The organism is Cupriavidus sp. 05L310 (genome assembly GCF_056398185.1).
This window is the reverse complement of sequence record NZ_JBFTOX010000029.1, coordinates 100,337-106,832: the sequence shown is the minus strand read 5'-3', so window position 1 is coordinate 106,832 and position 6,496 is coordinate 100,337. Positions and strand designations below refer to the sequence as shown.

Here is a 6,496-nt window from a genome sequence, read left to right as displayed (position 1 = left end):
GAACCACCCCTTCCCATCCCGAACAGGACCGTGAAACGACTCCACGCCGATGATAGTGCGGATACCCGTGTGAAAGTAGGTAATCGCCAGGCTCTCCCTTGAAACCCCCCAGTACGAAAGTACTGGGGGGTTTTGCTTTTGCGGCTTCGAAATTGTCATCCGTCGCGATCACGGCTGATCGGCGAAAGTCGGCTGCGTCATGTCTTTGACATCAAAACAGCCTACCTTGCACAGTGTTGAACCTAACCCATGGAGACCAGCATGAACTTCACCCCGGAACAAGTCGCGGCTGTCCATAAGGCTAATGTGGAAACGCTGTTCGGCCTGACCACCAAAGCCTTCGAAGGTATTGAGAAGCTGGTCGAACTGAACCTGCAAGTGGTCAAGACGACTTTCACCGAAAACGTGGATAACGCCAGGAAGGCGCTCGCCGCGAAGGATGCCCAGGAGATCCTGGCCATCCATGCCTCGTTGGTCCAGCCGATTGCCGAAAAAGCCATGGCGTATAGCCGCCACGTGTACGACATTGCCTCGGAGACCCAGTCAGAGTTCACCAAGGTCGCCGAAGTCCAACTGGCTGAAAACTCGAAGAAGATACAGGCCCTCGTCGAGAGCTTCGCCAAGAATGCGCCCGCAGGCGCCGAGTCGACCGTTGCCATCGTAAAGTCCGCGATCAGCGCCGCCAACAACGCCTACGAGTCAGTGCAGAAGGCAACCAAGCAGGCCGTTGAAACTGCTGAAAGCACTCTCCAGGCCGCAGCCGTCGCCACTAGCAAGGCCGCCGAGCAGGAAGGCGCCACCGCTGGCGCGGCAGCCAAGAAGTCGACCGCCGCTTGATCCGCTGATCAAGCGGCTGGAATGCGACCGGCCTGCGGCCGGTTCGCCCGCACGACGCTTGTGACACCGGGCTGTGCAGGCGCCGCGTGCTAGCATCCATCGAAATGGAAATGGAGCTAGGACGCAGATGGAAAGCGGCACCACGGAATACAAAGGCTATGTCGTCCACGTCTACTGCAAGACGATCAAGGACGGATTGCACATTGCGTCGTGCGCGATCTGGGAGGATGGGGCGGTAGTGCAGGATGCCAGGTCGATTGGCCGCAATCATGCCTCGTCCGCCGACGCGAAGGTGGCGGCCTATGAATGGGCGAAGCTGTGGATAGACGGCAATGGCTGAGCGTTTTTGGAGATATTTTCCAGGCGAGTGTGGAGCAGGTGCGATGTACATGTGGCGCACGCGAGGCCAGTTGTCCTTCACTTGCCACATGGATCAGACGCCGCTTGCTTACGCAAATGGCCGCTTGCCTTAGCACTTTCCAGTTCTTTTTGTATTAGGGGTATCCAGATGCTCTTAATCCGCGTATATTCTCTTTCGCGGGGTGGAGCAGTTGGCAGCTCGTCGGGCTCATAACCCGAAGGTCGCAGGTTCAAGTCCTGCCCCCGCAACCAACACCAAAAGCCCGTCCGGTTCATGCCGCACGGGCTTTTTGCTTGGCCTGCCGCCGCATGCGCGCTAGGCGAAATCACCTGGGGGGTCGTCTGGGATGGTCCACTTTTCAGGCTTCTTTTCGCTGGCCGGGGCGCTCTTCGGCAATGGCGAAGGAGGGTGGGGTGTCATCTGCGACAGGAGTTGTACTGACGATACATCGACGGTTTCCTCATCGCCGTCTTCAGACCAATACCTGAGCGTCACTGTCATGTTCCTCTCCGGTAAGTGACTCAAGGAATCCCGGGTGCCGTCATGGCGCAGGCGGGGCAAGCTTTCACCTTAGACCGATTTCGCTTTCCTGCATGTCGTCAATGGCGATGGCCATGGTGGGGATCGCCATGCCGCCGTCCGCAGAGATGGCGTCATGGGTGTCGTCAATCCCGCGCCCCCTGAATATTCAGTAGTGCCGTCCCCGTTTTCGTCATATATGGCGAGAACAGGCTCATCACCTGTGACGCCCCCCAACTGATGTGTTCCCGCTTGATGGAATCAATTCCATGACGGGACCGGAGATAGTCGATCCAGTAGGTAGACACGATCCAGGTGTTGACGACCAACTGGTCAAGTTGCTCGGGCGTGGCACGCAACAGTCCAGCGGATTCCATGCAGCCGAACACGCGCCGGACATGATGCTGCCCATCGTTGGCCAGCAATTCGCTGCGTGATCGCAATGCCGGTGCAAGGCCACGGATGGACGCCGCGTCGCGATAAAAGAAGCGCCACTCCCACATCAGGCTGAACCAACCGCTCAGGTAGCTTGCAAAACGGCCGGGGTCATCGCCCTGCGCCAGATCCGCTACCGAGGTCTCACGTAGCGCCCGCTCGAAATCGTCGAAGAGTGCCTCGAGAATTTGCTCCTTCCGGTGGAAGTGGTAGTAGAGGTTGCCCTCCTGGATGCCAACCGACGACGCGATTTCCGCAGTGGTGACCACGACCGGGCCGCGCTCGTTGAACAGGCTCAGGCAGGCATCCAGAATGCGCTCGCGCGTCTTGGGACGCCGGGCCGGCGCACCTTCCGCCGTCATGGCCGGCCAATCCTGTCATGTTTCGTCATCTGCATGTTTGCTTCGCTGGGTCTTAGGGGTAAGCCCTAGATCTGGCAATCCCGGTTGATTAATTAGGGTGAACACCCTAGTCTAGTCTGAAGACAACACGGATGCACCTTGATAATTCGGCGCGGCAAGCGTCCGGCCCGGTTTGGTCAACAGGAGACTATCGATGCTATCAGGCAACGCGGAACATCCGCATTCCCAGGCCCATGCCGGCACGTCGGCCGAAGCGTTGAAGGCGGGGCACGCCGCAAATGAAGGCGCGGCGCAACACGTCGATGTGCTGATCGTTGGGGCGGGGCTTTCCGGTATTTGCGCTGGTTACCACCTGCAAACCAGTTGCCCCGGCAAGAGCTTCGCCATCCTGGAAGGGCGCGAGGCGATCGGCGGTACCTGGGACCTCTTTCGCTATCCCGGCGTGCGTTCGGACTCGGACATGTATACGCTCGGCTTCAGTTTCCGCCCCTGGCGCAGTGAAAAGTCGATCGCCGATGGCGACTCCATCCTGGCGTACATCCGCGGTACGGCCCGGGAATTCGGCATCGAGCGGCATATCCGCTTTGGCCACTGCGCCACGCAGGCGTCGTGGTCGACCGAGACCGCGCGATGGACAGTCGAGGCAACGGCCGGTCCGCATGGCACGCCGGTCCGTTTTACCTGCAGCTTTCTTTACCTGTGCAGTGGCTACTACGATTACGCCGATGGCTATATGCCAGGCTGGCCTGGCATGGAGCGCTTCGGCGGCAAGATCGTGCATCCGCAGCACTGGCCGTCTGACTTGGCGTATGACGGCAAGCGCGTGGTCGTAATTGGCAGCGGCGCGACCGCCGTCACGCTGCTGCCGGCGATGGCGGAGCGCGCGGCCCATGTGACCATGCTGCAGCGTTCGCCAACCTACATCGTGGCACGGCCGTCGAGCGATGCCGTTTCCGCATGGTTGCAGCGGCGTTTGCCGGCGGGGATGGCCCATCGTGTCACGCGCTGGAAAAACGTCCTGTTGGGCATGTATTTCTACAATCTGTCGCGCAAGAAGCCGGATCTGGTCAAGCAGAAAATCCTCAAGGGTGTGCGCGCGCAGCTCGGCCCGGACTACGATGTCGACAAGCATTTCACGCCGTCCTATAAGCCGTGGGACCAGCGGCTCTGCCTTGTGCCGGACTCCGATCTCTTCAAATCCATTCGTTCCGGCAAGGCGTCGGTAGTCACCGACCAGATCGAATCGTTCACCGAGACCGGACTGCAGTTGCGCTCAGGCGAGCGGCTCGATGCCGATGTCATCGTGACGGCCACCGGACTCCAACTGAAGGTGGCGGGCGGGATGAAGATCGAGGTGGACGGAACCCCGATGAACCCGGCGCAGGCCTTTATGTACAAGGGCATGATGTACAGTGACATGCCGAACCTGGCGGTCGCCATGGGCTATGTGAACGCCTCCTGGACCCTGAAGGCGGAATTGTCGTCGACCTACGTGTGCCGCCTGCTCAATCATATGGACGCGCATGGCCATGCGTGGTGCGCACCGCGCCGCACGGATCCGTCTGCCGGTGAGGAGTCTTCGTTGTCGCTGAGTTCCGGCTATGTCCGGCGCGCCAGCAACATTTTGCCCAAGCAGGGTTCCAGGCGGCCCTGGAAGGTCCACCAGAACTACCTGTTCGACCTGATGGCCCTGAAGTTCGGCAGGGTCGTGGACAGCGAGATGGCGTTCGGCCGCGCCGGCGCGGACGCCATGCGGCCCGGCCCGGCGGTGGCTGCCGGCATGACCGCCGATTCCGTTAACAGTTGAAAGGATAGACGCAATGGCCATATTGATTGCCTGCATTGCCATCGGTGGGATTGTTTTGCTTGGGTTGGTGGCATTTACCGGACTCATCGCGCACAAGGTGGAAAAGGCGCTGCCGCCCAAGGGCAAGTTCATTGAGATCGATGGTGCCCGGCTTCATTACATCGACAAGGGCCAGGGCCCCGTCATTGTCATGGTTCACGGGTTGGGCGGGCAGACCGGGAATTTCTCGCACTCCTTGCTGGAGCGGCTGACCAGCCGGTTCCGCGTCATCCTGGTCGACCGGCCGGGTTCGGGGTACTCGACCAGGCCAGCGGCGATGTCGGCCCGCCTGAGCGCGCAAAGCGCGGTCGTGGCCAAGTTCATCCGGGCGCTCGGCGTGGAGAATCCCCTGCTGGTTGGCCATTCCCTGGGTGGCGCGGTTGCCCTGGGCGTTGCACTCGATCATCCCGGCGCGGTCGGCGGCCTCGCCCTGATCGCGCCGCTGACCCATCCGGTGGAGGGCGTGCCGCCCATGTTCCGCGCGTTGTCGATCTCGTCCGCCACGCTGCGTCGCGCCATCGCGTGGACATGGGCGGTACCCAGGTCCATCTTGCGCGGGCGGGCAATGCTCGATACGGTTTTCAGCCCCGATCAGCCGCCCAAGGATTTTGCGATTGCCGGTGGCGGGCTGCTTGGCCTGCGGCCCGGCAGTTTCTACGCCGCGTCGTCCGATATGGTCAGCGTGGCGGAGGATCTCCCCGGCATGGCGCAGCGCTACGCATCGCTGACCCTGCCGATCAGCATCCTGTATGGGACCGCCGACGCCGTGCTTGACTGGCAGGCGCACGGCAAGGCGATGAAGGACAAACTGCCGGCGCTGGATCTGGAACTCGTGCCGGGCGGGCACATGCTGCCGGTCACGATTCCGGATAAGACCGCGGCTTGGGTCACGGCGGCTGCCGCGCGGCTCTGACGACGGCACCACCGGCGCGCGCGTTGCGCACGCGCCAGCACCGCGGCTTAAGCGTCGATGGTAAAGCCGATCTCCTTGATGAATTCCCCCCAGCGTAAATAGTCTGCCTTGACCTGGGCGGCGAAGGCCGGCGGCGTAATGGACTGCGGCGGCAATACACCGACCGCGAACAGCCGCTTGTGATAGGCCGAATCAGTCAGCACTTTCTGGATGGCCACCGAGACCGCGGCGACGACATCCGGTGGCATGGCCTTGGGACCGAACAACGCGAAGTAGCCGCTCAATTGCTCCATGCCCGGAAATCCCTGCTCGCGGAACGTGGGAACACCCGGCGCCATGTCCGAGCGTTCCGGCGTGGTGATGGCCAGAGCCTTGGTCTTGCCGGACTGGTACAGCGGTACCGCGGTGGTCAGCCCGTCGATCATCACTGGCACCACGCCGCCCACGAGGTCTTGCGTGGCGGGCGCCGAGCCTTTATACAACACCGGCTCCAGCCTGCTGCCGGCGAGCTTGTTGAGCAGCAGCGGGCCAAAGTGCGACGACGTGCCCGGGCCGTAGGAAGCCGAATGCAGTGGCGCTTTGGCGCTCTTGGAATACGCGATCATCTCGGCGAGCGTGGAGAAGGGCGCATTCTTGGTTGCCACCAGCAGCACCGGCGCGCGCGCCGCTTCGGCCAGTGCCGTCAGGTCCGTGAGGGGGTCATAGGGCACCTTGTTGATATGCGCGCCGGAGGTAGCCGAGGAGCCGAGCGTCATTAGCAGCGTGTGGCCATCCGGTTTGGCGCGAATCACGTCCAGCGTCGCGGGAATGGTTGCGCCGCCGGGCTTGTTTTCCACGACCACCGACTGGCCGAGGGACTTGCCAAGGAAGTCGGCGAACAACCGCGCCACCACATCGGTACCGCCGCCGGCGGGATAGGCTACGACCAGGCGCAGCGGACGACTCGGCCAGCTATTGGCAAACGCGGGGGCAGAGCCGACAGCCGCGGCGGCTACCGCGGCGGTAAGGAAATGACGACGATCCATGCTTGTGCCTCCTGACGGTGATGAGCAGATAAGTGCTCTTTTCAATGCGTAAGGAGGATACTCATGGAGGAGGGGCCGATGATGGAATCGGGCGATACCCTTCCCATGACGGCGTGCATGAATGTGCGGGTGGCCCGGGCCGGGCCCCTGGCGCTATTGCGTCAGGCCGGCCATGCTAGGATCCTGTCTCCGATTCAA

Annotated in this window: 7 protein-coding genes, 1 tRNA gene and 1 rRNA gene; 6 read left to right on the top strand and 3 right to left on the bottom strand. The window is 61.9% G+C overall.

From position 1 onward, the window contains the following. The 4 genes from rrf to AC1DS6_RS21685 all read left to right on the top strand — a co-directional run. A 5S ribosomal RNA gene (gene rrf, locus AC1DS6_RS21700) occupies positions 1–92 on the top strand; the annotation flags it as partial. A 169-nt stretch (positions 93–261) separates the two neighbouring features. Beyond that, entirely contained in the window at positions 262–837 is a 576-nt protein-coding gene (locus AC1DS6_RS21695) for a phasin family protein (RefSeq protein ID WP_441634908.1), read from the top strand. Between the two features lie 127 nt (positions 838–964). After that, complete coding sequence (locus AC1DS6_RS21690; protein WP_441634910.1) at positions 965–1,177, top strand: hypothetical protein; 213 nt, start codon at positions 965–967, stop codon at positions 1,175–1,177. Positions 1,178–1,373: 196 nt separating this feature from the next. Further along, a tRNA-Met gene (locus tag AC1DS6_RS21685) sits at positions 1,374–1,449 on the top strand. 64 nt (positions 1,450–1,513) lie between these two features. Here AC1DS6_RS21685 and AC1DS6_RS21680 read toward each other — a convergent pair. Continuing rightward, positions 1,514–1,699 (bottom strand): hypothetical protein, encoded by a 186-nt coding sequence (locus tag AC1DS6_RS21680; RefSeq protein WP_152561776.1) that lies wholly within the window; start codon positions 1,697–1,699, stop codon positions 1,514–1,516. A gap of 164 nt (positions 1,700–1,863) precedes the next feature. Beyond that, a complete protein-coding gene (locus AC1DS6_RS21675) occupies positions 1,864–2,514 on the bottom strand; it encodes a TetR/AcrR family transcriptional regulator (RefSeq protein ID WP_441634914.1) in 651 nt (216 codons plus the stop codon). Positions 2,515–2,707: 193 nt separating this feature from the next. Here AC1DS6_RS21675 and AC1DS6_RS21670 point away from each other — a divergent pair, with 193 nt between their 5' ends. Both AC1DS6_RS21670 and AC1DS6_RS21665 read left to right on the top strand, forming a co-directional pair. Then, positions 2,708–4,321, top strand: a complete 1,614-nt coding sequence (locus tag AC1DS6_RS21670; protein ID WP_477103047.1) for a flavin-containing monooxygenase — start codon at positions 2,708–2,710, stop codon at positions 4,319–4,321. A 13-nt stretch (positions 4,322–4,334) separates the two neighbouring features. After that, on the top strand, positions 4,335–5,273 hold the full coding sequence (locus AC1DS6_RS21665; protein WP_477103046.1) for an alpha/beta fold hydrolase: 939 nt from the start codon (positions 4,335–4,337) through the stop codon (positions 5,271–5,273). Positions 5,274–5,320: 47 nt separating this feature from the next. On the opposite strand, the gene AC1DS6_RS21660 is transcribed toward AC1DS6_RS21665, so the two are convergent. Further along, on the bottom strand, positions 5,321–6,298 hold the full coding sequence (locus tag AC1DS6_RS21660; RefSeq protein ID WP_441634919.1) for a tripartite tricarboxylate transporter substrate binding protein: 978 nt from the start codon (positions 6,296–6,298) through the stop codon (positions 5,321–5,323). Positions 6,299–6,496 lie beyond the last annotated feature (198 nt).

What these genes read in the sequence shown, in the direction of transcription:
- AC1DS6_RS21670 (WP_477103047.1), top strand. Translation starts at nt 2,708, where the DNA reads ATGCTATCAGGCAACGCGGAACATCCGCATTCCCAGGCCCATGCCGGC.
- AC1DS6_RS21675 (WP_441634914.1), bottom strand. Translation starts at nt 2,514, where the DNA reads ATGACGGCGGAAGGTGCGCCGGCCCGGCGTCCCAAGACGCGCGAGCGC.
- AC1DS6_RS21695 (WP_441634908.1), top strand. Translation starts at nt 262, where the DNA reads ATGAACTTCACCCCGGAACAAGTCGCGGCTGTCCATAAGGCTAATGTG.
- AC1DS6_RS21665 (WP_477103046.1), top strand. Translation starts at nt 4,335, where the DNA reads ATGGCCATATTGATTGCCTGCATTGCCATCGGTGGGATTGTTTTGCTT.
- AC1DS6_RS21680 (WP_152561776.1), bottom strand. Translation starts at nt 1,699, where the DNA reads ATGACAGTGACGCTCAGGTATTGGTCTGAAGACGGCGATGAGGAAACC.
- AC1DS6_RS21660 (WP_441634919.1), bottom strand. Translation starts at nt 6,298, where the DNA reads ATGGATCGTCGTCATTTCCTTACCGCCGCGGTAGCCGCCGCGGCTGTC.
- AC1DS6_RS21690 (WP_441634910.1), top strand. Translation starts at nt 965, where the DNA reads ATGGAAAGCGGCACCACGGAATACAAAGGCTATGTCGTCCACGTCTAC.